Consider the following 25,178-nt stretch of genomic DNA (forward strand, 5'->3'; position numbering starts at 1 on the left):
CTACGCCTTGGCGCTCTGGTTCCACCACCCCAGTCGGGCCTGCCGCCTCCCCAGGTGGAAGTGACAGGTCGCCCCGAACTCAAGCTCCCACTGCAGCGTCTGGGACAGCGTCAGCCCAAGCCAGTGCGCGGCCAGCATCCGCATCGGCCCCGCATGGGAGACGACCCAGAGGCAATCGCGCGAGCTTGCGTCGAGCGTGTCAGCCCACGCCGTCACCCGTGCCATCACCTGCTGCGCGCTTTCGCCACCGTGCGGGCGCGCGCCCATCAGGTCCGCCGCCCACAGGTCAAGCGCATCGCGCGGAATCTCGCTCCACGCCTTGCCTTCCCACGCGCCAAAATCAAGCTCTCGCAGCCGGGGCTCGATTTCGCGGACTGGCATCTCGACATGCGCGGACAGTAACGCCGCGGTCTCCGTCGCACGCACCGCCGGACTCGTCACCAGACGTGAGGGCGGCAAATCGTCGAGCAAGCGTACGATCCGCTCCGGCGCCGGACTGACCGGCTGCGCCAGTTTCAGATCGAGCGCGCCGTAGCAAACGCCCGGCGCCACATCGGGCCGGACATGCCGGATCAGGACCACTTCCATGCCGCCGCCACCAGGTAGATCGACAATTCGGCAAGCTGCTGCGCCATGCCGAGGCAGTCGCCGGTATAGCCGCCGATACGGCGCACAAAGTACGCACCCAGCGCGGCACGCAGCACAGCCAGCACCAGAATCGCCACGCCCGCGAATAGCGGCGACAGCCACAGCAGCGGCACGACGCCGCACGTCAGCGCGAAAACCAGTCCGACACCAAACAGGCGCTGCGCCACCGGCTTGGCCTTGCCCTCGGCACGCACATAGTCATGCGTGGCCAGGAACGTGATCGCCATCGCGCGGCTGGCTCCGTGCGCCGCCACCAGCGACGCCAACAGCACCATCGCACCGCCCGATTCCGCCACCGATACCAGCAGTTGCCACTTCAGCAACAGCGCCACCACAATGGCGATCGCGCCAAACGCGCCCACGCGCGAGTCGTGCATGATCCTCAGCACATCCTCACGGCGATAGCCACCACCGAAGGCATCGACGCAATCCGCCAGGCCATCCTCATGAAACGCGCCGGTGAACAGCAACGTGGCCGCCATGCCGAGCACGATCGCCACCGACGGGGACCAGAACGACAGCGCGCCCCATGTCACCAGCGCCCCGAAGGCGCCAACGATCAACCCCACCAGCGGGAAGTAGCGCGACGCGGCATTCAGGAAGTGCGGCTCGAACCCCACCCAGCTCGCCAGCCGCGCCGGCAACGGCACGCGCGTGAAGTAGCCGACGGCAGTGAGAAAGAAGCGGAGTTCGTTGGCCATCATGGCGCCTCAGGTCGCTTCAGGTCGCCGACGCGTTGCTGACGCCCGCGCCGCTGAACGTGGCCATTTCCCGCAGGAACGCCACCGCCGAAGCCACCAGCGGCCACGCCAGCGCGGCGCCGGTACCCTCGCCCAGCCGCAGGTCCAGTGCCAGCAGCGGCTCGGCCCTGAATTCGGCCAGCAGCGCGCGGTGCCCGTGCTCGTGCGAGCAGTGCGAGAACACGCAGTACTGCAGTACGTTCGGGTCGATGCGCGCGGCCACGAGCAACGCCGCCGACGCAATGAAGCCATCCACCAGAATCACCATGCGGCTGGCCGCGGCGGCCAGGTATGCGCCGGTCATCGCGGCGATCTCGAAGCCGCCGAACGTGGCCAGCACATCAAGCGGATCGGTGACGTCCGCATGCCTGGCCAGCGCCCGCGAGAGGATTTCATGCTTGCGTGCCACGCCCGCATCGTCGAGGCCTGTACCACGGCCAATGCATGCCTCCAACGGCAAGCCGGTCAGGCGGCTCATCACGCAGGCCGCGGCCGACGTGTTGGCGATGCCCATCTCGCCGAAGCCGATCACATTGGTACCTTGCTGACCGTGCCGCAGCACGCGTGCGATGCCGGCATTGATCGCCGCGCCGGCCTGCTCCGGCGTCATGGCCGGCTCTTCGACAAAGTTGCGCGTGCCGTTGGCCACGCGGCAGTTCACGAGGCTCGGCGAGGCCGGCAGCGGCGCGCGCACGCCCACATCCACCACCTCGAGCGCCAACCCGTGCAGGCGGGTGAAGACGTTGATCGCCGCCCCGCCATTCAGGAAGTTCAGCACCATCTGCGCCGTGACCTCCGCCGGAAATGCGCTGACGCCCGTGTCCGCCACGCCGTGGTCGCCGGCAAACACGATGATTGCCGGGCGGGTCAGATCAGGAACGGTCTCGCCACGGATCAGCCCGATCTGCATGGCCAGCGTCTCGAGCCGGCCCAGCGAGCCGGGTGGCTTGGTCTTGTCGTCGATTGCGGCCTGCAATGCGGCGCGCAGCGATGCGTCGAGCGGCGCGATCGGTGGCAGGGTCAGTGCGTAGTCGGAAATTGCGGTTGCCATGGTGCTGATTCGAATGACGCGAATTACATTTCCACGCCCGGCTGGGCCTTGATGCCCTGCTCGAACGCGTGCTTGACCGGTGTCATGTCGGTCACGGTATCGGCGGCCTCGATCAGCGCGGACGGTGCGCCACGGCCTGTGATGACCACGTGCTGCTTCGGCGGACGCGCGCGCAGATCGGCGATGACGGTATCGAGATCAAGATAGTGCAGCTTCAGCGCAATGTTGAGTTCGTCGAACAGGATCAGGTCGAACGACGGATCGCGCAGCATCCGGCGCGCCACCTCCCATGCGGCCTCTGCCTTGGCCACGTCACGCGCGCGGTCCTGGGTTTCCCACGTGTAGCCTTCTCCCATCACGTGGAACTCGCATTCCTCCGGAAAGCGCCGCAGGAACATTTCCTCGCCGCTCGGGAACGCGCCCTTGATGAACTGGACCACGCCGGTACGCATGCCATGACCCATGGCGCGCACCACCATGCCGAAGCCGGAGCTCGACTTGCCCTTGCCATTGCCCGTGGTGATCACGATCACGCCGCGCTCGGTCTGCGCCGCGGCGATCTTGGAATCGACCACCTCCTTCTTGCGGACCATGCGTGCCTTGTGACGGGCATCGCGGCCGGCGTCATCGTAGGTATTCGGGGTATCGCTCATGTCTGATTTCCATCTGGGATCAGCGCGGTATGGGTGCCGTCGCTGATGCTGATAATTGGGGTACGCAGCGCATGGGAGCACTGCGCGGGAGTCAGGACCTCGTGCGCCGGGCCGTGCAGCGCGTGACCATCCTCGGCCATCAGCAGCGCGTGGGTGGCATAGCGATGCGCGAGGGTCAGGTCATGCACGATCACGACAACTGCATGGCGGCCCGATCGGGTCAGGCGCTGCAGCAGGTCGAGCACCATGATCTGGTGCCGCAGGTCCAGGTGCGCCACGGGTTCGTCCAGGAGCAGCAGCGGCGCCTGCTGCGCCAGCGCGGCAGCCAGCGACACGCGCTGGCGCTCGCCACCGGACAGTGTCAGCACGTCGCGGCCACGCAGCGGCTCGAGATCGAGCGCGTCGATGACATCATCCACGATCCGGTCATCGTCACGCTGGCCCCAGCCCCAGCCGCTCAGATGCGGATGCCGGCCGATGCGCACGGCATCCTCGACGAGCATCGAGAACGTATCGTGCACAGCCTGGGGCAAATAGGCCCGCTGCCGCGCCAGCGTGGCAGGGGCGATCTGCGTGACCGCAATGTCGTCGACCTCGGCCGCGCCGCTGTCGGGCGCGCGCAGACCGGCCAGCACGCCCATCAGCGTGGACTTGCCGACCCCGTTCGGGCCGACGATGCACCAGAGCTGCCCTGCGCCGATCGACATCGAGAGGCCATCGAGCAGCACGCGGCTCCCGGCGTGCAGGCCGAGTTGCCGCAGCGTCAACTGCGGACAGTCTGTGAGCGGCTCGGACCAATGGCTCATCGCGGTCTCCGCAGCAGCAGGTAGAGAAAGGTCGGCACGCCCAGCAGGGCCGTGATGACGCCCACCGGCAGTTGCGTGGGGGCAACCACGGTACGCGCGATCAGGTCGGCAGCCATCAGCAAGGTGCCGCCCAGCAGCACTGACGCCGGCAGCAGCAGGCGCTGGTCGTTCCCCCAGGCCAGGCGCACCATGTGTGGCACCACCAGGCCGACGAAGCCAATCGACCCGGCCGTCGTGATGGCGGCGGCAATCGAAATGGAGGAAATCAGGAAGGTAGCCAGGCGCACGCGGCCAACGCGAACACCCAGCGATTGCGCCACGGTCTCGCCCAGCAGCATCACGTTGAGCGCCCGCGCCATCGGCATGGCCAGCAGCAGTGCGGCGATCAAGGTGGCCAACGCCGCGCCATAGGTGGCTGTGCCACCGAGGTCACCGGTCAGCCAGAACAACATGCCGCGCAGGCGCGATTCCGGCGCGATGGCGAGGATCAGCGTGATCAGCGCGCCCCACCCCGCGGCCAGGATGACACCGGTCAGCAGCAACCGCGCGCCGGCCTCCTGGTGTCCGCCCTGCACTTTTGGGTTGAGCAGGTCACGGCGGGCAAGCGTGGCGACAAGCAGCATGGACACCAGCGCGCCACCCGCCGCGCTGGTGTGCACGATCCATTGCGGAAGCATCAGCAGCATCGACAGCAGCGCACCCGTGGACGCCCCGCCGGAGACGCCGAGCACGTAGGGTTCGGCCAGCGGATTGCGCAACAACACCTGCATCAATGCGCCGGAAAGCGCCAGCAGCCCGCCACAGGCAAACGCGGCGGCGGCGCGTGGCAGCCGTAGTTCGCGCACGATGGCGCCTGCGGTGCCATTGTCCGCACCGCTCAGCGCCTGCCAGAGTTGCCCGGCATCGAGCGACACGCTGCCGATCGCCAGCGACAGGCCGAAGACGGCCAGCCCCGCCAGCGCGAGGACACCCCAGACGATCAGCGCACGCCGCAGCTCAGCCATGGCTCCCCGCGCGCGGCATCACTTCTGACGCCATCCCAGCGTGATGAAGCCGGCCCGGCCCTGCGTGTTGTACGGGTAGGCCAGCTGGTAGTTCTTGTCGAACAGGTTTTCCACTCGGGCGGCGACGAACCATTGTTTGTCGATGTTGTAGCGGGCGTTCAGGTTGACGATACCGTACCCGCCCAGCGTGCGCGAACCGCTGTCGAGTCGCGCCGAGGATACCAGCCATTCGCCGCCGAAACGCCAGTTTCCAAAATTCCGGCCCACGTCGAACGACGCATGGCGCCGGGCACGCCGCAGAAGCTGCGTATTGTTGGTCTCATCCAGCGGATTCTGGAACGTCACGCTGGCGCCCACGTCGGTGCCCCACAGGCTGGCGCGCCACGATGCCTCGATCCCCTGCACCTTGGCCTTGTTGACGTTCTGCGCCAGGTAGAGGCCGTTGGGCTGCAACGCGGAGACGATCAGGTCGTTGTAGCGCGTCTCGAACGCGGTCACGCGCAGCAGGCCGGCCGACGCCGTCTCCACCTGCACCCCCACCTCCGCCGACTTGGCGCGCTCGGGCTGCAGGTTCGGCTGGCCGTAGTACGGGTAGTAGAGTTCGTTGAACGTCGGCGCGCGGAATGCATTGCTGACGCTGGCAAGCAACTTGACCGCGCTGGTCAGGTAGTAGCCGTAGCCGGCGTAGAAGCTGCCCTGGTCGCCGAAATCGGAATAGTGGTCGTTACGGCCGTTCAACTGGATCTGGTGCTTGCCGATACGGCCCTCGTAGCCACCATAGACCGAAAACACATTGCGCGACGGCGCGTTGTACGAGCTCGAAGCCAGCTCCTGCTGCAGCCAGTCCGTGCCAAACATCAGCGTATGGTCGGGTGTCAGCGCGTACTCGTTCTGCCAGTTGAACTGGCGGGTGCGCGTGCTGAACAGGCTGTCGAACAGGCCGTTGATCGCGCCTTCGCTGCGGTCTTCGCTTTGCGCAACCTTGAAATGCGTGGCCCAGTCAGGTAGCACCTTGCCGTTGACGAACGCGGACAGCGTGTAGAGCTTGCTATCCATGCGGTAGTCGTCGGTCGGCTTGCCGTAGGCGTTGTCGTAGGAAAGCTGGCTGTTCGAGTAGTAGGTCGCGACGCCAGCGTCCCAGTCCTGCGTGAACTGGTGCTTGATCTGGCCCGAGATGCTCTTGTTCTCGTACGGGTTGTTGCCCGGATTCGGGCCGATGCCGCGCGCGGCGCTCTTCGGATTGTCGGCGTTCCACTGCGCCGCATTGATGGCCGAGAAGCCATCGGTCTTGTACATCGAGCCGGTGACATTGAACGAGGTGGCACCGATCTGGCCACCGTAACCCACCGTGCCCTGGCGGGTATTGTTGCTGCCGTACTCCACCTGCGCGTTGGCGGCAGGCGCCTGGCCCGCGCCACTCTTCGTGAAGATCTGGACCACGCCGCCAACGGCGTCGGAGCCATAGAGCGCCGAGACGTTGCCGCGCACCACTTCGATATGGTCGATCTGGTCGGGCAAGATATTGGCGATCTGCGCATTACCGTTGCTGACGCCGGAAATCCGCACGCCGTCGATCATGATCAGCACCTGGTTCGAATTGGCGCCGCGCATGAACAGCGAGGTATTGGTACCCATGCCGCCGTTGGTCGAGAACTCCACGCCCGCCTGGTTGCGCAGCAGCGAGCGCAGGTCCGGAGCCTGGGAGTTGACGATGTCTTCCTGAGTGACCACCGTGGTGTGCGGCAGGGCCTCGGTCACCGACTGCGCGGTTCGGGAGGCGGTGACGACTACGGGCGCCAGCGTCTGCCCGCTGGCCGCCTGCGCGGCGGCCGGTGCGGCTACCGGTGCGGAAGCGGGAGCGGGACCATTGGCCGATGCGCTGGCCGGCGTGGTGGTCGACGACTCATCTGGCGTCGCGTCCTGCGCGAAGACCGATGCGGACGGAAAAAGGGCGATGGCCGCCAGGATGGCGGGCATGGAGGGGCGAACCGACGGCTTCAGCGCGGCGGTCGACCTGGATAGCGTGGAACGCATGAGCAGGGATGGAAGAGAACGGCCAGGCCCGTTCCCCCGCGGGCCATATGGCGATGGGGCATGCCACCTTCGGCGCGGCATACCCTCGTTCTGCAGGCCGGTATCCGGGCTGACGACATCAGGCTGGCCGCCTTCCCGATCAGATCGTGACGATTCAGATTCAGTGGCGTTTGGCCGGCCCTGCGAGCCGCACATGGCGGGCGTTCGCGGTCGCTTACCGTTGCGGGGGCAGCACAGGTTGGCCTGCCCCGATATGGATTTCGGCGCCCGGCTCCCTGTTTCCCGTTGAACTGCAGCCCTGTATGAGCAGGGTGCGAGCACCTGGAACGGGGGCGAGTGTATGGAGTTTCAACTTTGGCGTCAATGCAGCGGGTCAAGCTGCCGATAACCGAGATTTGATATCTGGAGACGGGCCGATCGTTACAGAACGATGCAACTTCGTGGCACCTCGGGCGTCTTAACCGGCTCGCTGGGTGTGGCCGAGCCGCCTGCATCGGCTAGAATCCCGAAACCTGACCTTCACTCCTACCGGACACGACAGGCACTATGCTCAACGAACTCGAACAACTGGCCGCCAAGATCGGGCGCGTGCTGCATCAAGCAGACACCCTGGCGGCGGAAAACCAGCGGCTGCGTGCGGAGATCGAGCGTCTGCAAGCCGAGGCGAGCCAGTTGCGCGCGGATCGCGAAGCCATGGCAGCCGACCGCGAACTGCTCAATATCAAGATCGAAGAAGCCCAGCTTCGCATCCAATCGATTCTCGACAAGCTGCCCACGGCCAGCGACGCGCGCCAGCTCGACCTGCTCGGCGACGGCAAGCGCGCTACATCTGAAGGTACGCAGCAGGCCCCCGGAGAACACGCATGAGCAACAAGCAAGTGGAAGTGAACATCGCCGGCCAACCGTATCGCTTCGCGATCGCGCCGGACAACGAGGCCGCGCTGCTGGAAGCCGTGGCATTGGTCGACGACAAGATGAACAAGCTCAAGGGCACCGTCGCCTCGAAGGGTGTGGAGCGGGTGGCCGTGATGGCGGCGATCAGCATCGCATCTGACCTGCTGGCGATGCGCCGCAAGCAGGAGGAAGAAGGCGCGATTCCCGTCGACGCGGTGCGCGCGCGCATTCGCGAACTGAACGAGCGCGCGGACGAAGCACTGCGCCAGTACGCGCACGTCGGCACGCGCTGAGCGGCCTGCTTGCGGTCTGGCTGCGCTCTGTTTCGCTGACCGGAAGACCCAACCCTTGCATTGCGCGGCCACGGCCCCATCTGCCCGGATGTGAAGTCGATGCCGCGCACCGCGCGCGCCGCGTGCAAGTGTTGTGGAAAATGTAACGACGCCGTACGTCCAGCTTGGTATGACTGTCGTCGCGGTGTATAGTGTAGCCACTGCACGGCGCATGCGACCGATGCAGTTGGATGGTCGGGTTATCGCGCCTGGCCGCCGTTTCCATCCCATCCTTAGTTGAAACGGCAAACGTCTGACATCCCGAGCGTATTGCACGCACAGGAACCAAAAGTCAGACGTTTGACAGTTTCCCTGCCTGGTTCGTGAGGGTCATAAACTCCTTGAACCGATATGCATTGCATGGTGCGGGATCATGTCGTATGGGCGAGCGCGTTACCGCATTCATAGTCTGGGCCGAGCTTGGACTCCCTGAGTGGGCGATGTACCCGAAATACGACTTCCGCAGCCACTCTGAACCTCACTTGGGTTCAGGATGCCGACCCAGCGGCCGAGGCGGGGACCCCCTAAAAGGCGGTGGTTTGATAGAACCACCGCCTTTTTCTTTGACTGCTCATAGACGGACCGATCGGTATCACAATGCCCTCCTCCGCCCAGCGTGCCCGCCAGTACTGGCTGATGAAGTCCGAACCAGACGAAGCCAGCATCGATGATCTCGCCCGTGAAGGCACGTTGCCGTGGACCGGGGTTCGCAATTACCAGGCACGCAACTTCATGCGTGACCAGATGCGCATCGGCGACGGCGTCCTGTTCTATCACTCGTCATGCCCGGAGCCGGGCATCGCCGGCCTGGCCGAGGTCTGCTCCCAGCCCTACCCCGATTCCACGCAGTTCGATCCGAAGAGCGACTATTACGACAGCGCGTCGAAGCAGGACAATCCGCGCTGGTCGCTCGTCGACGTGAGCTTCGTCCGCAAGAGCACGCTGATCCCCCTCCAGGCACTGCGCGAGCACGATGCGCTGGCCGACATGGTCGTGCTCCGCCGCGGCAATCGTCTGTCGATCACGCCGGTCACGCCGGCCGAGTGGCGCTATATCACCGAAAAGCTGATGAAGTAAGCACCGCCGCAGCAATGCGGCACTGCGCGCCCAACAACACTGGGGCGCACCGACGCCGCCGGCGACTTTGATTTGCAGCAACAAGTGCGCGAGACACGCGCGAATGCGTCACGTCCGGGCGAGCCAGGGAACGAACGCCCGCCACGTGCGTCTGATAGCCATCACTTTGATCGGGAGAACAATATGAAGAAACTGCTGGCTGCCTCGCTGCTGAGTACAACCGCCGCCATGGCCGCCGCCCAGACGGTTGCACCTCCCTCGGGCATTCTGTCGCTGTCCGCGCAAGCCGCGACCGAGGTGCCAACCGACGTCGTACACCTGACCCTGGCTGCCGAACAGGAAGGCCCCGAGCCGACGGCCATCTCCAATGCGCTGTCGTCGCGCACGCAGGCCGTGCTGGCACAGGCCAAGCGCACGTCAGGCGTGGAAGCCCAGTCCGGCGGCTTCACGATCCATCCGAATACCGACCGCAATGGCCGCATCAGCACGTGGCGTGGCCGCTCGGAGGTGATCCTGAAGTCGAAGGATTTCGCCGCCGTGTCGAAGCTGGCCGGCGAACTGGCCAGCCAGATGCAGGTGCAGAACATCGCGTTCTCGCTGTCGCGCGAGACACGCCTGGCTGCCGAGCAAAAGCTCGCCGACCAGGCCGTGGCCGCGTTCCGCGACAAGGCACAGGCCACGACCAAGCTGTTCGGCTATAGCGGCTACACGATCCGCGAAGTCTCGCTGAACGAATCCGGCGGTGTCATGCCGATGCCGCGCATGTATGCCGCGAAGGCCATGTCGGATAGCGCTGGCGCGCCGATTCCGGTGGAAGGTGGCAAGAGCCAGGTCACCGTTTCCGTGAACGGCTCGGTTCAGATGGTGAAGTAAGCGGGTCGCTCCCCTCTCCCGTGGCGTATAGACCAGGAAACGGGTGAGGGGGCCGAGCCCCTCTCGGTTCAACTCAGAGCGCGCCGAACTGCTGGCGCAGCACGTTCTTCTGCACTTTGCCCATCGTATTGCGCGGCAACTCATCGACTACGTGCACACGCTTGGGTACCTTGAAATTGGCGATGCGGCCCTTCAGCGTGCCGATCATGCCAGCCTCATCAATCTCCACGCCCGGCTTGCGTACGACCACGGCCACGACGGCCTCGCCGAAGTCAACATGCGGCACGCCGATCACGGCTGACTCCACCACGCCCGGCATCTCGTCGATAAAGCTCTCGATTTCCTTCGGATACACGTTGTAGCCGCCCGAGATGATCAGGTCCTTGCTGCGACCTACGATGGTCAGGTAGTTGTCCGGCACGACGCGCTCACCTGCCTGGCTGACGATCGCGCCACCAAAGCGGCCCACGTCCCCAGTCTTGAACCAGCCATCGGCCGTGAATTCCTCCGCCGTCTTCTCGGGCATCCGCCAGTAACCCTTGAACACGTTCGGGCCCTTGACCTCGACGTTACCGATCACACCCGGCTCGCACAACTTGCCTTCGCCGTCCGTCACGCGCACCGACACGCCCGGCAGCGGCCTGCCCACGGTGCCACCGATCCGCTCACCCAGCGCCGGGTCATACGGATTCGATACCAGCATCACGGTCTCGCTCATGCCGTAGCGCTCCAGGATCGTGTGGCCGGTGCGCTCGCGGAATGCGTCGAACGTCTCCAGCAGCAGCGGCGCCGAGCCCGAGACGAACAGGCGCATATTGCTGCACAGTTCCTTGTCGAAACGGGGCTCCTGCAGCATTCGCACGTAGTACGTCGGCACGCCCATCACCACGGTGGTACGCGGCAGGTACTTCAGGATCTGGCCCATGTCGAGCTTTGGCGCCCAGATCATCTTGGCGCCCGCGAGCAGCGCGCCATGCGAGGCCACGAACAGGCCATGCACGTGGAAGATCGGCAGCATGTGCAGCAGCACATCATCGCTGCGCCAGCCCCAATACTCGTTCAGCGTTTGCGCGTTCGATGCCAGGTTTCGATGCGTCAGCATCGCGCCCTTGCTGCGGCCGGTGGTGCCCGACGTGTAGAGAATCGCGGCCAGATCGTCGTCTGCGCATTCGACCGTCTCGAACGTGTCAGGCTGCACTGCCGCGCGTTGCAGCAGCGAACCCGTGCGGTTGTCGTCGAGCGTGAAAACATGGGCGGTGCCGTGCCGGAACGCCACTTTCGACACCCAGCCGAAGTTGTTGCTGCTGCAGACCACCACGGCAGGCTCGGCGTTGCCGACGAAGTAGTCGATTTCGGCCTCCTGGTACGCGGTGTTCAGCGGCAGGTACACATAGCCGGCGCGCAACGTGGCCAGGTACAGGAACAGTGCTTCCGGCGACTTCTCGACCTGCACCGCCACGCGCGAGCCGGCGGGCAGCTTCAGCGCGGTCAGCAGGTTGGCCAGCTTGGCGGTGGCGCGATCGAGGTCGTCCCACGAGTAGTAGAGCCCGTCATGCGTTTCGATGCAGCATGCGGTGCGGTCGGCGGGAAAGCGGGATTCGAACAGGGCGAACAGGTTGGCGTTCATGGTGCGGGACTAGTACGAAACAAGTACGGGACAGGTACGGAATGCTGGGAAAAGCGGACCCGGGGAGCCTTGGCGATACGGTGCGGCCGGTAATGATAGCCCGGCCGCCACCCGGTTACTCTCCAGTGAAATCCGGAGGTCGATGCGCCAGGAACGCGGCCACGCCTTCGGCATGGTCGCGACTGGTGGCGTAACGGAAATGGGCGTCGAATTCGGCGTCGGTCAGCAGCGTGGGATCTGGCGACAGGCGACGAATCGTCGTCTTGTTGATGCGTGCCGCAAGCGGCGCGCCGGCGCTCAGCCGCTGCACGGTTGCCGTCACTTCGTCGTGCATGGCCGCCGCAGGCACCACTCGCGTGAGCAGCCCCTTGCGCTCAGCCTCCACGGCATCGAACACACGGCCTTCGAGCAGGATCTCGAGCGTCACCGCCCGCCCCACCAGCGCAAGCAGGCCGCGCAACTCGCCGGGCGCCATCGGAAAGCCGAGCCGGTTGATCGGCACGCCGAAGCGGCTGCCCGCAGCGGCCACGCGCAGGTCGCAATTGCAGGCGATCTCGAGGCCACCGCCAACGCAAACGCCCTCGATGGCGGCCAGCGTCGGATGCGGGCATTCTGAAATCGCCCGCAGCGCCGGTGCGATGATCTCCGTGTGGTAGCGGCGGACAGCCGACTCGTCGCCGCGCACGGTCGGAAACTCCGCGATGTCGGCGCCGGCGGCGAAGTTGCCGTCGGCACCGCGCACGAGCACGCAGCGCAGCGACGTGTCCGCCGCCAGCGTGGCGAATCCGGCGGCCAGCGCCTGCCACATGTCGACCGAGATTGCATTGAGCTTGCCCGGGTTCGACAGCGTGACGACGGCCGTCGCCCCTTCGCGCGAGAACGTGACGGTGCCGCTCATCAGTCGATCTTCGCGCCCGAGCGCTGCACCACGTCTGCCCAGCGCTTGATCTCGGCGTGCTCGAATTGCGCGAACTGCTCCGGCGTGTACTGCGGGATGTCCGAACCGTTTTGCAGCCAGATCTGCTTCATCTCCGGGTTGTTCAACGCCTTTGTGGTCTCGGCGTAGAGCCTGTCGACGACTTCCTTCGGCGTGCCCTTGGGCGCCCACAGCGCATACCAGGTGGACACGTCGTAGTTGGGCAAACCGGCCTCGGCGGCGGTCGGTACGTTCGGGAACGCGGCGGAACGCGTCTTCGATGCCACGGCCAGCGCCTTGATGCGCCCGGCGCGAATATGTTGCGACGATGAACCGAGGCCATCGAACATCAGATCCACCTGGCCGGCGATCAGGTCCGACAGTGCAGGGCCCGCGCCCTTGTACGGCACGTGGATCAGATCGGTCTGCGTCTGCAGCTTGAACAGCTCGCCCGCCAGATGGTGCGAGGAACCGTTGCCGGCCGAGGCGTAGTTGAGCTTGCCCGGATTGGCCTTGGCATAGGCGATCAGGTCCTTCACGCTGGTGGCCTGCACCTTGCCCGAATTGACCACGATCACCTGTGGCGGCTGGGCAATCACCGTGATGGGAATGAAGTCCTTCTCGATGTCGTAGTCGAGCTTCTTGTAGAACGACGGCGCGATCGCGTGATGCGCGCCGCCAATGAACAGCGTGTAGCCATCGGGCGCCGCCTTGGCGGCGATGCTCGCGCCAACGGTGCCGCCCGCGCCACCACGATTGTCGATGACGAACTGCTTGCCGAGCTGCTTCGACAACTGCGCGGTAAGCGGCCTCGCAAACGCATCGGTGCCGCCGCCGGCCGGGAACGGCACGATGACGGTGACCGGCTTGCTCGGCCATGTATCGGCCTGCGCGGCCGGTGCGTAAAGACTGGTGACCCCGGTCCCGGCCATCAGGCCAGCCACTGCAAACACGCGTGCAAATGTGGTCAGATTCCGCTGACGACGATTCATGTACTGTCTCCTCTCTCTTCTCTTTGGAAAGTCAATCAAAGTACTGCTTGCTACGACTCATACACCCGACGAAAAATTGCCCTGGCGCTCTCCGTGTCCGCTCGTTCTCGACCCTCGATCACAGAAGCTTTGCTACCGCCCGACTGATGCGGGGATTGCCGTCGCCAAGGCGAGCCAGATTGTCATCCAGCGCATCAGGCACGTAAAGGTAATTGACCATCATGCCGCACGATTGCGCACGCCCTTTGCGCGACATGTCGGCGCCCCAGTTGACGCGCTCCACACATGCGCCGTTGCCGAGGTGAAAGCGCGCCACCGGATCGGCGGGCACGCCTTTGCCACCCTCTCGCACCAGATAGTGCGCGGCCAGTGTCATGGCCGTATCGCGTATCACGGTATCTTCAGTGTCCGCTGACAACGCGCTGAACCATGCTGCGCCATCGGCGGGCACCTCTCCATGCTGCTCGCGCCAGCGTGCAAGCCGCTTGACACCGAGCACGCTGTCGATGGACTCACCGTCCCGCTTGCGCAGCCAGTCCGCAAACCCGGGGATCGGCGACAACGTGGCGAACTGCTTGAGCTTGGGATGCTCGCGCTGCAATTCCTCGATCACCCGCTTGAGCAGGAAATTGCCGAAGCTCACGCCGCGCAACCCCGCCTGCGTGTTCGAGATCGAATAGAAGATGGCCCACTTCACGCGCCGCAGGTCTTCCAGCGGTGCGGCTTCATCGAGCAGCGCCTGCACGTTGGCGGCCATCTCGGGCACGAACGCAACCTCGACGAAGATCAGCGGTTCGCGCGGAATGCGGGGGTGGAAGAACGCATAGCAGCGGCGATCCGAATCCAGCCGGTTGCGCAGGTCGGTCCACGACGAGATCTCGTGCACGGCCTCGTAGCGAATCAACTTCTCGAGCAGCGACGCGGGCGAGTCCCACGTGATCGGCTGCAGTTCGAGCAAGCCCACGTCGAACCAGTTCGAGAACAGCGCCTCCAGGTCCTCATCGAGTTCGCGCAAGCCCGGAATGCGCTTGTGCCAGCGCAGCATGTCCGCGCGCAACTGGATCAGGAAGTGCAGCCCGCAAGCACTGTTGCCACGCTGCCCATGCAGTGCGGCAAAGCGCTTGAAGAAGCGGATGCGTGCATTGGACAGCGCCTGCGACAAGCCGGACGCGGTAGCCGGCTGGCTGCCAGCCGCATCGCGGACGGCGGCCACCTCGGCCAGCACGCCGAGCATCGCCTGGCGAAGCGGCTCCACCGCGGCCTCGTATTCGTCCTGCCACGCCTGGGCGGCGGCGTTGGCGGCGACATCGGTCAGCCGCGCGTCGAAGCACTGACGCAACTGGTCGCGCTGACGTTTGGTTGCGCGCGTGGACAGGGCGGGCGTGTCATGCACCTTCGCAGGACCTGCCGCGGTGGCATCCGCATCGCCCTTCCGGTTCCACCAGCGGCCGAAGCGCGACAGCAAGGTGTCGGACACGGGTTCTGCGGCATCGAGCGGTGCGCTGACTTTCTGTTGATCTGCGGTGTCGAGGGCGGTCATGGGGATTCCTGCGGAGGGGGCGAGCGGATCGATCACAAACCTTCAGTCCTGTCCGGCCAGGCGAAGCTGGCCCGGCGCCACGGCGGGCGGCTCCGGATCGGCACGATCCAGCGCGCTCAACGCGCCGCGCTGGCGCAGCACGTGGGTTTTCATCAGCGCTTCCGCGCCTTCCGGATCGTGGGCCTTCAGCGCGGAGAACACCGACATGTGCTCGGCGCACGACTCCTGAATGCGGCCCGGCAGCTTCAGGCTCTTGTGCCGCGACAGGCGCAGCACCTTGCGCAGGTCACTGACCACGCCCGACAGCCAGCGGTTGCCGGCCAGCCGCTGGATCGCCTCATGAATCTGGTAATTGGTCTCGTAGTAGGCGTCGATATCGCCCGCCGCCGCATGGCGGGCCAGCTCGGCATGCAAGCCTTCGAGCGCATCGAGATCGGTCTGGGTGACGTTGCGCGCGGCCTCGTAGGCGCAGCGCCCTTCGAGCAGGGCCATCAGCGGAAAGATTTCGTCGAGATCCTGCTCGGTGAGTGCATTGACGAAACATCCGCGACGCGGCTCCAGCCGCACCAGCCCTTCCGCGGCCAGGACCTTCAGCGCCTCGCGCATCGGCGTGCGCGACGTGCCCAGTGTGGCCGCAAGCGCCACTTCGTCGATCCACGCGCCTGGCAAGAGCGTGTGATCGTCGATCATGGCACGCAGCCGATCGGCAACTTCGAGGTAAAGCGCCTGCTGGACGATCCGCATGAAGCCCTTTCGATGACATCACCGAGCGGCGCATAGACCGCAATAATTCATAATTATGAATAAGGACGCGTGCGCCGCAAGGAGTTTCGATGCTGCAAAGCGGCATCAAAGTCGTGAATCGGCCATGCGCCACACGGTGATATCGGATAGTCCCGTGAGATGAAGGCGGTAGACGACGATGGGATGCGGATAGAGGGGATAGAGGTGCGGCGGGCAATGTTCCTGCCTCCCACAGGAAAATTGCCCGCGCCAGAAAGAACCGCTACTGGACAACATCATCGACGCCGGACTGGATGCGCCTGGCGCGCGTGGGTCAGATTTGACATGCTGGCGCTGGCCCAGCGCCTGCCCCCGTTCAAGCACCCAAGCGTGGGTGCAGATTTTCCCGTTTGGCTTTTCCGTCGTTTTCGGTCGCATCCGCGCATCTTTCGTACGCGCTCTCCCTTCGATACGTCCGTGGACATTTCCTGTCCCGACCTGATTCTTGTAACAGACTGTATAGCGAGGACCATGCCACGCTGGCTAAGTTATTGATTTTATTGAGGAGGACGATTCGAGACTTGTTACAAGTGCCCGATCATGTAACAGGATGTTTCTCCTTCGTTACGACCGCGACTACCCTGCTGGTTGTCGCCAATATGCCGCAGCGAGCGATTAGTGATGGCGGCGGTACGCCGCGATGCGAAAATGCGCCGCGCACTGCACGAAAGCCGGCGTTCAATCGGTTGCAAACATGAAACATGGGCTGGAAGCGACATCCAGCCCTGCCAAAACTCTCGGAGAGGTCAGGCATGGAAGGCAATTTTCAGGGAAGCCACTACATCGGCGACGGAACGCAGGCCGCGCCGCGCAATCTGCCCCTGTCGTTCACGGGCTCGGGGTCCGAGTACTTCCGCATCTGGATCGTCAACGCATTGCTGTCGATCATCACGCTGGGCATCTACTCCGCGTGGGCGAAGGTCCGTACGCTGCAGTACTTCTATCGCAATACGCGGCTCGATGGCGCCACGTTCGACTACCACGGCAGTCCGACCGCGATCCTCAAGGGCCGCGCGATCGTCTTCGTCCTGGCCCTGGCGTACAACCTGGCCAGTCATGCATCGCCACTACTGGCTGTCGGGCTTGCCGTCGTGCTGGCTGCTGTGTTTCCGTTTCTGCTGGTTCGCTCGCTGCGATTCCGCATGGCGAATTCGAGCTATCGCGGTCTGCGTTTCGCCTTCATCGGCAAGGATGCCGAGGGTTATCAGGTCTTTCTGCTCTGGCCGATCCTGACCGTGTTGTCGCTCTATCTGCTGGCGCCGTTCGCGCACCAGCGTTTCAAGCGCTACCAGCACAACCACACGCTGTTCGGCACGGCGCCATTCGCATTCGACGCCACGGCCAGCGCCTTCTACGGTGTCTACCTCCGCACCGCAGGCATGGTCGCGATCTTCCTGATCGGCGGCGGTCTGGTGGGCGGCTCGCTGGCCAGGGCGGTTGGGCAATCGAAAGGGGCGGTCGGCGTTGTATTTGGCATGATGATGATCGGCCTGTACTTCGGCCTGATGATGATCGGCCCCTATTTCACGGCCCGGTTGCAGAACCTGGTGTGGAACAACACCACCCTGCTGCCGCACCGCTTTCGCAGTGACGTGCGGGCCGGCAAGCTGTTCTTCATCGTGCTGACCAACTTCATCTTCATCGCACTGACGCTGGGCCTGTTCTATCCATTCGCGCGCGTGCGCTCGACGCGCTATCGCGTGGAAGCGATGACGATGATTGCCGTCGGGCCACTCGACGAGTTCGTGGCTGGCGAGCAGCAGCACGTTGGCGCGCTCGGTGATGCCGCGGTCGACTGGTACGACATCGACATCGCGCTCTGACAGACACCACCAACGGACACGCCCGAAAACAGTCATGGTTGCCGCGCAATACTTCGACACCCGCTCATCACGCGCGCACGCGGTGGTGCTGATCGTCACGGACGGCGAGGCCATCCTGCAGGATGCGAATGGCGCTGAGTTGCGACGGGCACCACTCGCATCACTGCGCGTGTCGGAACGCATCAAGCGCGCGCCACGGCTTGTCACGTTCGACGACGGCGCCTATTGCGAGATCGCGGACCAGGCCACGTTCGATGCGATGCTCGCGGCAACCGGGCATCGCGAAGGCCTGGTTTCGCGTGCGCAGAACAGCTGGCGTCTGGCCGGGCTGTCGCTACTTGGGCTGGTTGTATTCGTGGTGTTTTCGTATTACTACCTGCTGCCTTGGACGGCCACGGTGGTGGCGCGATCGGTGCCGCCGTCGATCGAGGCTCAGTTGGGAAAGGCCACCCTCGACAGCCTGGACCAGGGGCTGGTGGAACCTACGAAATTGCCACAGGCCGACCAGCAACGCATTCGTGACAACTTCGCCGCGCTGCGCCGCCCGGACGATCCGGGCCACCACTATCAGATCCTGTTTCGCAAGGGCGGGCGGCTTGGCGCCAACGCCGTGGCACTACCGGGCGGCACGATCGTCGTCACCGACGAACTGGTCAAGCTGATTGGCACGGGCGCGGGCATGATGGGTGTGCTGGCCCACGAGGCCGGCCACGTGGCCGAGCGCCACGGCCTGCAGCAGGTATTCCAGGCATCGGTGGTCGGCGCGCTGGCGGCGTACATGGTCGGCGATGTTTCGTCGCTGCTGGCCACCGTACCCGCAGCGATGATGTCGATGCGCTATTCGCGCGAGCACGAACGCGAGGCGGATGCCTATGCGGTGAAAATCCTGCGGGACAACCGGCTACCGGTGACCGCGCTGGCAGACGCGCTACAGCAACTCGAGGATGCGCACCGCAAGGGCGACGGCAAGCAGGCTGCCGATGATGAGGAGAGCGGCTTCTTCTCGACCCACCCGCTGACGCAGGAGCGGATCGAAGCCATCAGGAATGGTGGGGAGTGATTGTCTTGCATCCCTCTCCCAATGAGGGAAAGGGATGCAAACCGAGAGTCAGCCTGACGGCCTGACGATCAGCGCGCCGCTGACGTCGCCCCATTGCCACGACGGTAAGCCCAGACCACCATCACGGCGCCGATCACGATCATCGGCAGGCTCAGCCACTGGCCCATCGAGAGCTTGAGCGCCAGCAGGCCCAGGAAGTTATCCGGTTCGCGGGCAAACTCGGCCAGGAAGCGGAACGCGCCATAGCCGATCAGGAACACGCCCGATACCGCGCCCATCGGCCGCGGCTTGCGTGAGAACAGCCACAGGATGATGAACAGCGCCACGCCTTCGCCAGCGAACTGGTAAAGCTGCGACGGATGACGCGGGATGTTGTCGCCAGCCTGCGGGAAGATCATGCCCCACGGCAGGTCGGTCGGACGCCCCCACAATTCGCCGTTGATAAAGTTGCCGATCCGCCCGGCCGCGAGTCCGCAAGGAATCATCGGCGCGATGAAGTCGGTCACCTCCATCCAGTGGCGACGGCGCACTTTCGCGAACACCCACATCGCGATCAGCACCCCGAGGAATCCGCCGTGAAACGCCATGCCACCCTCCCAGACCTTGAAGATCTCGAGCGGGTGCGTGAGGTAGTAACCCGGCTTGTAAAACAGCACGTAGCCCAGGCGGCCGCCCAGGATGACCCCGAGTACCCCATAGAACAACATGTCGTCGAGGTCCCGCGCCACCCAGCCACGCGCCGCGATATGCGGCTGGCGGATACGCAGTCGGCCGAACCACAGGAACATGATGAAGCCGGCCAGGTACATCAGGCCGTACCAGCGGATGGCCAGCGGCCCGAGGTGAATGGCGACCGGGTCGAATTGGGGATGAACGAGCATGTCGGATCGAGTGAGTATCGGTAAGTATTCTGGACAGCGAGGAGTAGCGGAGTCAGGCCTTTATGCCATTGTCTTGCGTCAGTCCGATGGCGCCGGCGAGGTCCATGGCGATATCGATGAAAGAGCGCAGCACGGGCGCCACGCCAGCCGCGCCTTCACGCCAGACCAGACCGGTTTCGATTTCCGGCCCGGCATCGCGCAACGCCAGATATGACACGCCAGTCCGGCGCAGGTTGCATAGCGATGCGGGCACCAGTGCCACCCCCATGCCGGCGGAGACCAGACTGACGATCGTCTGCATCTGTATCGCCTCCTGGGCAATCATCGGTGTCAACCCATCGCGCGCGTAGTAGCCCGTAATGATGTCATAAAACGCTGGCGCGCTTCGGCGCGGGAAGATGATCAGCGGCTCGTGTGCGGCGTCGCGCAGGGCCACGGTCTGCGGTGGCGCGCCATCGGCCTGCCCCGCCGGACGCCAGCCATCGGGCACGGCCAGCACAAGCGGTTCGCGTACCAGTGGCAAATAGGAGAGTCCGTGCGGCATCACGGTCAGTTGCGGCCGGATGACCAGTCCCGCGTCGATCGTCCCCTCGACCAGCGCCTCGAGTTGGACGTCACTGGTTGCCTCGCGCAGTTGTAGCTGGACTTCCGGATGCCGGGCCCGGAAATGCCGCAGAAGGTCGGGCAGGATGCCGTAATCGGCCGTGCTGACGAACGCCAGCGCCAGCGAGCCGACCTCCCCGCGCGCAAGCCGCTGGGCCAGCCCGGGTAACGCGGCCGCATCGGCCAGCACGCGACGCACCTCCGGCAGCCATTGCTGGCCGGCCGGCGTAAGCATCACCGAGCGGCGCGTGCGCACGAACAGCTGGACGCCGATCTCCTCTTCCAGCGCCTGGATCTGCTGCGACAGCGGCGGCTGCGTCATGGCGAGCCGCCGCGCGGCGCGGCCGAAATGCAACTCTTCGGCCACTGTGACGAAATAACGTAGCTGGCGCAGGTCCACGGGTTAGTTTGATATTTTTATCGACTCAATAAAGGTCGAATCATATATTTGACACGATAAAACGCAAGCGCCATTCTTCTGACCACAACACGGCCACCCGCCACCAGCCCCCCCCCGGAGACACCCGCCATGCCTTTCAACAAACGTTCCCAGCACATCACGCAAGGCGTGGCGCGCTCCCCCAACCGTTCGATGTACTACGCGCTCGGCTACAAGAAGGAAGACTTCGACAAGCCGATGGTGGGTATCGCCAACGGCCACTCGACGATCACCCCCTGCAACGCCGGCCTGCAGCGCCTGGCGGACGCGGCCGTGGATGCGATCAAGGCCTCGGACGCCAACCCACAGATCTTCGGCACGCCGACGATCTCCGACGGCATGTCGATGGGCACCGAGGGCATGAAGTACTCGCTAATCTCGCGTGAAGTCATCGCCGACTGCATCGAGACGGCTGCCCAGGGCCAGTGGATGGACGGCGTGGTCGTGATCGGCGGCTGCGACAAGAACATGCCGGGCGGCATGATCGCGCTGGCGCGCACCAATGTGCCGGGCATCTACGTCTACGGTGGCACCATCCGCCCGGGTAACTGGAAAGGCAAGGACCTGACCATCGTGTCGTCGTTCGAGGCCGTGGGCGAATTCACCGCCGGCCGCATGAGCGAGGAAGACTTCGAGGGCGTGGAAAAGAACGCCTGCCCGAGCACCGGTTCGTGCGGCGGCATGTACACCGCCAACACAATGAGCTCGTCGTTCGAGGCGCTGGGCATGTCGCTGCTGTACTCGTCGACGATGGCCAACCCGGACCAGGAAAAGGTGGACAGCGCCGCCGAATCGGCCCGCGTGCTGGTGGAAGCCATCAAGAAGGACATCAAGCCGCGCGACATCATCACGCGCAAGTCGATCGAGAACGCCGTAACGCTGATCATGGCCACGGGCGGTTCCACCAACGCCGTGCTGCATTACCTGGCCATCGCCCACTCGGCCGAAGTGGAATGGACCATCGACGATTTCGAGCGCATCCGTCGCCGCGTGCCGGTGATCTGCAACCTGAAGCCGTCGGGCGCCTACGTGGCCACCGACCTGCACCGCGCGGGTGGGATTCCGCAAGTGATGAAGATCCTGCTGAACGCCGGTCTGCTGCACGGCGACTGCCTGACGATCACGGGCCGCAGGCTGGCCGAGGAACTCGAGCACGTTCCCAATGAGCCGCGCACCGACCAGGACGTGATCCTGCCGATCTCGCAGGCCCTGTACAAGCAAGGCCACCTGGCCATCCTGAAGGGCAACCTCGCCGAGGAAGGCGCGGTGGCCAAGATCACCGGCCTGAAGAACCCGGTCATCACCGGCCCGGCCCGCGTGTTCGAGGACGAGCAGAGCGCCATGGAAGCGATCCTGGCGGACAAGATCAACGCTGGCGACATCCTGGTGCTGCGCTACCTTGGCCCGAAGGGCGGCCCGGGCATGCCTGAAATGCTGGCGCCGACGTCGGCGATCATCGGCAAGGGTCTCGGCGAATCGGTTGGTTTCATCACCGACGGCCGCTTCTCGGGCGGCACCTGGGGCATGGTGGTTGGCCACGTTGCGCCGGAAGCCCATGTGGGCGGCACGATTGCACTGGTTCAGGAAGGCGACTCGATCACGATCGACGCGCACCAGCTGCTGCTGCAACTGAATGTGGCCGACGACGAGCTGGCCCGCCGCCGCGCTGCCTGGAAGCAGCCGGCTCCGCGCTACACGCGCGGCGTGCTGGCAAAGTTCGCGAGGCTGGCCTCCACGGCCAGCAAGGGTGCCGTGACGGACTGATCCGGCTGGCATAGCCCCCTGCAATGCAAAAGGCCTGCGATTCAATCGCAGGCCTTTTTACATGGGTGCCGATACCGGCGCGGGCCGGTGGCAAGGCCCAGGCTCACATCCCGCCCGGGTCCCGCTCGATTTCCTCCAGCGTCGCGTCGAGCCACTCCACCAACCGGGCCTCGAGCGCCTGGGTCAGTTCATTGGCCAGTTGCGCCGTCAGCGGCGCCAGCCGCGACTGCAGCGTGGCTTCGGTATGGGCTTCCACCACCTGAGGCCACTCGGTACGGAAGCGCATCATCACGCGCGTCAGCAACTCGGTGCGCACCGCGCGCAGGTCGTCAGCACCCGGCATGAACGGGGCCGTGTCGACCACGTCGGACGCCGCAGCCGGCGCGTCCTCTCCCGCCGATCCGAAATCGCCGACCGCGGTGACCACGCCAGATTCTGGCATGTCCGCCGTGTCGATCACCGTGGCCTGGGCTGGCGCGGGTGCCGGCGCAGGCGCCTCGAACACAGTGTCCGGCAACTCGACCACTTCGGTCAGCAGCGGCACACTGTCATTGGGATCCAGCCGCGGAATGACCCGCGAAGTCGTGCGTTCGCTCATGCCGCATCTCCCTTGGCCTGGCCAATGTCATGGTGCGTGAGCGGATAGCCGCGCTCACGATAGAAACGATACCGCTCCCGCCCGGAATCCCGGGCTTCGGGCGTGGCGCCGACCACTTCGATCAACCGTTCGAAGCTGGCGAACTGCGCCGGGGCCTCCGGCGCCAGGTTCACCAGCAACTGATGGTGCGGCACGGCGTCGAGCGCGGCGGCCAGGATGATCGGCGTCACCGCCGCATTTGGGCTGTCGACCCCGCAGTGCGGCAGGAAGTCGAGCGGCGAAAACGACCACAGCCGCGCGTCGAGCTGCGCCAGCTGCTGCGGCGCGCCGTGCACCACCACCTTCTGCCCTGCCCCATAGGCCTTGCGAACCAGACGGCAGACATATGTCAGCGTGTCCGGCACATTGCTATGGAAGTCGATGCGCGTCATCCCGGCTACCTTTCCCTGAACCTAAAATCCGCCCGATACGCCCGATTACGCCGCGCGGTCCATCAGGAACTGCGTCAGCAGCGGCACCGGACGGCCCGTGGCGCCCTTGGCCGCGCCGCTCTTCCACGCTGTGCCGGCGATGTCGAGGTGGGCCCAGTCGTACTTCTCGGTATAACGCGCCAGGAAGCAGGCCGCGGTCACGCTGCCGGCCGGACGGCCACCGATATTGGCCATATCGGCAAAGTTCGACTTGAGCTGGTCCTGGTAGTCATCGTCCAGCGGCAGACGCCAGGCCGTATCCATGGCCTTGCGGCCGGCACCCAGCAACTGGTCCGCCAGCGCGTCGCTGCGGGCGTACAGGCCGCTGTTGACGTGGCCGAGCGCGATGATGCAGGCACCGGTCAGCGTGGCCACGTCGATCACGGCGGCCGGCTTGAAGCGCTCCACGTAGGTCAGCGCGTCGCACAGGATCAGGCGGCCTTCGGCATCGGTATTGAGGATTTCGATGGTCTGGCCGGACATGCTGGTCACCACGTCGCCCGGCTTGGTGGCGATGCCGCTCGGCATGTTCTCGCAGGTCGGCACCACGGCGATCACGTTCTGCTTCAGGCCCATTTCGGCCACGGCCTGGATCGTGCCCAGCACCGATGCCGCGCCGCACATGTCGTACTTCATCTCGTCCATGCCCTCGCCCGGCTTCAGCGAGATGCCACCCGTATCGAACGTGATGCCCTTGCCCACCAGCACCACCGGCGCCTGCTTGGCGCTCGCGCCGTCATAGCGCAGCACGATGAACTGCGGCGGCTCGACGCTGCCCTTGGTCACGGCCAGGAAGGCGCCCATGTTGAGCGCCTCGATCTGCTTGCGGCCCAGGATTTCCACCTTGAGCTTGTGGCGCTTGGCGATGCCACGGGCGGTATTGGCCAGATAGGTCGGCGTGCAGATGTTAGACGGCAGGTTGCCCAGGTCGCGGGTCAGTTCCATGCCGTTGGCGATGGCGGTGCCACGCACGGCGGCCTGCGAGGCGGACTTGGCGTCGCCCACGTCCACGGCCAGCACGATCTTGCGCAGCGACGCCTTTTCGTTGGCGCCGGCGCCCCGGGGCGCGCGCTTGAGCTCGGGATGGCGCTCCAGCAGGCGATAACCGGCCTCCCGGACCAGCGTGATCGTGGTGATGATGGCCCAGGCCACGTCGCGCTGCTGCGGTGGCTGCTGAACCAGGCACCAGAGCGCCGAGGCGGCGCGCGTGCCGCCCAGGGCACGCGTGGCCGTGCGCACGGCTTCGGCAAAGGCCTTGTCGTTGAAATCGGCTTCCTTGCCCAGGCCCACCAGCAGCACGCGGGCGGCGCCAACGCCGGCCACCTCGTGCAGCATCAGTTGCGTGCCGCGCTTGCCTTCGAAGTCGCCTTGCTTGACCAGACGAGCCACCAGCCCCTTGGTGGCAACGTCCAGCGCCTTGGCCACGCCGGCCAGACTTTGGCCCTCGAACAGGCCAACCACCAGACAGTCCGTCTTCGTGGCCAAGAAACCATTTTGGCCGGCTTTGCTCAGATCCAGGGCTTTTGTGCTAAATTCCATCGCGCTTCCTTCAAGGGGCTCGTCGAAAAGA

Annotated in this window: 24 protein-coding genes, 1 other RNA gene and 1 riboswitch; of the genes, 8 read left to right on the top strand and 17 right to left on the bottom strand. The window is 65.0% G+C overall.

What is annotated here, in order from left to right:
* The 7 genes from cobC to RN01_RS10390 are packed head-to-tail and all read right to left on the bottom strand — an operon-like array spanning position 1 to position 6,879.
* Positions 1 to 588, bottom strand: a complete 588-nt coding sequence (gene cobC, locus RN01_RS10360) for an alpha-ribazole phosphatase (RefSeq protein ID WP_017515556.1) — start codon at positions 586 to 588, stop codon at positions 1 to 3.
* A complete protein-coding gene (locus tag RN01_RS10365; RefSeq protein ID WP_017515555.1) occupies positions 573 to 1,352 on the bottom strand; it encodes an adenosylcobinamide-GDP ribazoletransferase in 780 nt (259 codons plus the stop codon). Before RN01_RS10365 ends, cobC begins: the two co-directional genes overlap by 16 nt.
* Positions 1,353 to 1,368: 16 nt before the next feature.
* Positions 1,369 to 2,439 carry a nicotinate-nucleotide--dimethylbenzimidazole phosphoribosyltransferase gene (gene cobT, locus RN01_RS10370; RefSeq protein ID WP_024569065.1) on the bottom strand — a complete coding sequence of 357 codons (1,071 nt, stop codon included), beginning with the start codon at positions 2,437 to 2,439 and terminating at the stop codon, positions 1,369 to 1,371.
* Positions 2,440 to 2,462: 23 nt separating this feature from the next.
* Positions 2,463 to 3,092: a cob(I)yrinic acid a,c-diamide adenosyltransferase gene (cobO, locus tag RN01_RS10375; RefSeq protein WP_024569066.1), complete on the bottom strand. Its 630-nt coding sequence runs from the start codon at positions 3,090 to 3,092 to the stop codon at positions 2,463 to 2,465.
* Positions 3,089 to 3,898 carry an ABC transporter ATP-binding protein gene (locus RN01_RS10380; RefSeq protein WP_017512420.1) on the bottom strand — a complete coding sequence of 270 codons (810 nt, stop codon included), beginning with the start codon at positions 3,896 to 3,898 and terminating at the stop codon, positions 3,089 to 3,091. Before RN01_RS10380 ends, cobO begins: the two co-directional genes overlap by 4 nt.
* Positions 3,895 to 4,902 (bottom strand): iron ABC transporter permease, encoded by a 1,008-nt coding sequence (locus RN01_RS10385; RefSeq protein WP_017512419.1) that lies wholly within the window; start codon positions 4,900 to 4,902, stop codon positions 3,895 to 3,897. Before RN01_RS10385 ends, RN01_RS10380 begins: the two co-directional genes overlap by 4 nt.
* 18 nt (positions 4,903 to 4,920) lie before the next feature.
* Entirely contained in the window at positions 4,921 to 6,879 is a 1,959-nt protein-coding gene (locus tag RN01_RS10390; RefSeq protein ID WP_024569067.1) for a TonB-dependent receptor domain-containing protein, read from the bottom strand.
* A gap of 134 nt (positions 6,880 to 7,013) precedes the next feature.
* A riboswitch (cobalamin riboswitch) is annotated at positions 7,014 to 7,276 on the bottom strand.
* A gap of 206 nt (positions 7,277 to 7,482) precedes the next feature.
* Between RN01_RS10390 and RN01_RS10395 the strand changes: the two genes are divergently transcribed.
* From RN01_RS10395 to RN01_RS10410, 5 genes are all read left to right on the top strand, one after another.
* Positions 7,483 to 7,803 (top strand): hypothetical protein, encoded by a 321-nt coding sequence (locus RN01_RS10395; RefSeq protein ID WP_008644078.1) that lies wholly within the window; start codon positions 7,483 to 7,485, stop codon positions 7,801 to 7,803.
* A complete protein-coding gene (locus RN01_RS10400; protein WP_017512417.1) occupies positions 7,800 to 8,123 on the top strand; it encodes a cell division protein ZapA in 324 nt (107 codons plus the stop codon). The genes RN01_RS10395 and RN01_RS10400 overlap by 4 nt, the downstream gene beginning before the upstream one ends.
* A gap of 345 nt (positions 8,124 to 8,468) precedes the next feature.
* Positions 8,469 to 8,686, top strand: a non-coding RNA gene (gene ssrS, locus RN01_RS32960) — 6S RNA.
* A gap of 73 nt (positions 8,687 to 8,759) precedes the next feature.
* Complete coding sequence (locus RN01_RS10405) at positions 8,760 to 9,239, top strand: EVE domain-containing protein (RefSeq protein ID WP_008644085.1); 480 nt, start codon at positions 8,760 to 8,762, stop codon at positions 9,237 to 9,239.
* A gap of 183 nt (positions 9,240 to 9,422) precedes the next feature.
* On the top strand, positions 9,423 to 10,112 hold the full coding sequence (locus RN01_RS10410; RefSeq protein ID WP_017512416.1) for an SIMPL domain-containing protein: 690 nt from the start codon (positions 9,423 to 9,425) through the stop codon (positions 10,110 to 10,112).
* Positions 10,113 to 10,185: 73 nt separating this feature from the next.
* Here the strand turns inward: RN01_RS10410 and RN01_RS10415 are convergent, their stop codons facing one another.
* The 5 genes from RN01_RS10415 to RN01_RS10435 form a co-directional block, all read right to left on the bottom strand.
* Positions 10,186 to 11,739 carry a malonyl-CoA synthase gene (locus RN01_RS10415; protein WP_017512415.1) on the bottom strand — a complete coding sequence of 518 codons (1,554 nt, stop codon included), beginning with the start codon at positions 11,737 to 11,739 and terminating at the stop codon, positions 10,186 to 10,188.
* Positions 11,740 to 11,854: 115 nt separating this feature from the next.
* Entirely contained in the window at positions 11,855 to 12,637 is a 783-nt protein-coding gene (locus tag RN01_RS10420; RefSeq protein WP_017512414.1) for an enoyl-CoA hydratase/isomerase family protein, read from the bottom strand.
* Entirely contained in the window at positions 12,637 to 13,647 is a 1,011-nt protein-coding gene (locus RN01_RS10425) for a tripartite tricarboxylate transporter substrate binding protein (RefSeq protein WP_008644089.1), read from the bottom strand. Before RN01_RS10425 ends, RN01_RS10420 begins: the two co-directional genes overlap by 1 nt.
* Before the next feature lie 118 nt (positions 13,648 to 13,765).
* Complete coding sequence (locus RN01_RS10430) at positions 13,766 to 15,187, bottom strand: malonyl-CoA decarboxylase domain-containing protein (RefSeq protein ID WP_024569068.1); 1,422 nt, start codon at positions 15,185 to 15,187, stop codon at positions 13,766 to 13,768.
* Between the two features lie 42 nt (positions 15,188 to 15,229).
* The gene (locus tag RN01_RS10435) at positions 15,230 to 15,931 is read right to left on the bottom strand and encodes a GntR family transcriptional regulator (protein WP_017513946.1); all 702 of its coding nucleotides are present in this window, start codon (positions 15,929 to 15,931) and stop codon (positions 15,230 to 15,232) included.
* A gap of 791 nt (positions 15,932 to 16,722) precedes the next feature.
* On the opposite strand from RN01_RS10435, the gene RN01_RS10440 reads away from it, so the two are divergent.
* Together RN01_RS10440 and RN01_RS10445 are read left to right on the top strand one after the other, a co-directional pair.
* Positions 16,723 to 17,793 carry a YjgN family protein gene (locus tag RN01_RS10440; RefSeq protein ID WP_017513945.1) on the top strand — a complete coding sequence of 357 codons (1,071 nt, stop codon included), beginning with the start codon at positions 16,723 to 16,725 and terminating at the stop codon, positions 17,791 to 17,793.
* 34 nt (positions 17,794 to 17,827) lie between these two features.
* The gene (locus RN01_RS10445; RefSeq protein WP_017513944.1) at positions 17,828 to 18,853 is read left to right on the top strand and encodes a M48 family metallopeptidase; all 1,026 of its coding nucleotides are present in this window, start codon (positions 17,828 to 17,830) and stop codon (positions 18,851 to 18,853) included.
* A 68-nt stretch (positions 18,854 to 18,921) separates the two neighbouring features.
* Here the strand turns inward: RN01_RS10445 and lgt are convergent, their stop codons facing one another.
* Both lgt and RN01_RS10455 read right to left on the bottom strand, forming a co-directional pair.
* The gene (lgt, locus tag RN01_RS10450) at positions 18,922 to 19,734 is read right to left on the bottom strand and encodes a prolipoprotein diacylglyceryl transferase (protein WP_017513943.1); all 813 of its coding nucleotides are present in this window, start codon (positions 19,732 to 19,734) and stop codon (positions 18,922 to 18,924) included.
* Between the two features lie 52 nt (positions 19,735 to 19,786).
* Positions 19,787 to 20,737 carry a LysR family transcriptional regulator gene (locus RN01_RS10455; protein WP_008644095.1) on the bottom strand — a complete coding sequence of 317 codons (951 nt, stop codon included), beginning with the start codon at positions 20,735 to 20,737 and terminating at the stop codon, positions 19,787 to 19,789.
* Positions 20,738 to 20,866: 129 nt separating this feature from the next.
* Between RN01_RS10455 and ilvD the strand changes: the two genes are divergently transcribed.
* The gene (gene ilvD, locus RN01_RS10460; protein ID WP_024569069.1) at positions 20,867 to 22,540 is read left to right on the top strand and encodes a dihydroxy-acid dehydratase; all 1,674 of its coding nucleotides are present in this window, start codon (positions 20,867 to 20,869) and stop codon (positions 22,538 to 22,540) included.
* A 103-nt stretch (positions 22,541 to 22,643) separates the two neighbouring features.
* Here ilvD and RN01_RS10465 read toward each other — a convergent pair whose 3' ends face one another.
* Genes RN01_RS10465 through RN01_RS10475 form a run of 3 tightly spaced genes read right to left on the bottom strand, consistent with a single transcriptional unit; the run spans position 22,644 to position 25,147 of the window.
* A complete protein-coding gene (locus RN01_RS10465) occupies positions 22,644 to 23,138 on the bottom strand; it encodes a hypothetical protein (protein WP_017512937.1) in 495 nt (164 codons plus the stop codon).
* Entirely contained in the window at positions 23,135 to 23,569 is a 435-nt protein-coding gene (locus RN01_RS10470) for a DNA polymerase III subunit chi (protein ID WP_008644100.1), read from the bottom strand. Before RN01_RS10470 ends, RN01_RS10465 begins: the two co-directional genes overlap by 4 nt.
* A 45-nt stretch (positions 23,570 to 23,614) precedes the next feature.
* Positions 23,615 to 25,147 (bottom strand): leucyl aminopeptidase, encoded by a 1,533-nt coding sequence (locus RN01_RS10475; RefSeq protein WP_017512938.1) that lies wholly within the window; start codon positions 25,145 to 25,147, stop codon positions 23,615 to 23,617.
* Positions 25,148 to 25,178: the final 31 nt, after the last annotated feature.

The organism is Cupriavidus sp. SHE, assembly GCF_000812445.1.
Taxonomy (GTDB): Bacteria; Pseudomonadota; Gammaproteobacteria; order Burkholderiales; family Burkholderiaceae; genus Cupriavidus; species Cupriavidus metallidurans.